The organism is Bacillus sp. 7705b, assembly GCF_002289525.1.
GTDB classification, from domain to species: domain Bacteria; phylum Bacillota; class Bacilli; order Bacillales; family Bacillaceae; genus Bacillus; species Bacillus halotolerans.
This window is the reverse complement of sequence record NZ_NSDH01000075.1, coordinates 1-786: the sequence shown is the minus strand read 5'-3', so window position 1 is coordinate 786 and position 786 is coordinate 1. Positions and strand designations below refer to the sequence as shown.

Below are 786 nucleotides of genomic sequence, written 5' to 3'. Positions count from 1 at the left end.
TTACAGCCGCTTCCCGCACGCCTTCTATGCTTCTGAGCGCCGCTTCGATTTCTCCCGGCTCAATACGATAGCCGCGGATTTTCACCTGGTCATCCAGACGGCCAAGGAATTCAACCTGTCCGTCTGGGAGCCAGCGCGCCAGATCACCCGTTTTGTACATGCGCTCTCCCGGATAAAATGGATCATCAAGAAAACGCTCTTCTGTTAATTCCGGACGATTCAAGTAGCCTCTGGCGACGCCGGCTCCGGCGATATACAATTCTCCCGCTACGCCGACAGGCTGTACGGCTAAATAAGGATCTAACACATACAGACGCACGCCAGGCACGGGTTTTCCGATCGGAAGGCGTAAGCGATCCCTGTCCAGCTCAGGATCACACGCGTAAAATGCCGCATCAACGGTTGCTTCTGTCGGCCCGTAGCCGTGAACCAGTGATGTCTCCGGCAGCAAAGAAGCGAAACGGGCTGCCGTATGGGGTGCCAGCGGTTCACCTCCGGCGAATACGCGCTTCAGGCTTCTCGGTGCCTCTATTTCCGCTTGATCCAAAAAGCTGTTCAGCATGGCCGGGATAAAATGGGCAATTGTAACGCCTTCCTCTCGAATGGCTTTTACCATCAATGCCGGATCTTTCTCCCATTCGGACGGAAGCAGATAGGCCGAAGCACCTGAAAGCATCCACCAAAACAGCTGCCAGACAGATGCATCAAAGGAAAAAGACGTTTTCATCATAATGATGTCGTCTTCCTCTAAAGGAAACTGCATCTGCATGCCGGTCAGAAAGGAAA

Annotated in this window: 1 protein-coding gene; it reads right to left on the bottom strand. The window is 53.4% G+C overall.

From position 1 onward, the window contains the following. The coding region (locus CJU60_RS21230; RefSeq protein ID WP_141243813.1) for an amino acid adenylation domain-containing protein at positions 1-786 on the bottom strand (786 nt) is incomplete at both ends.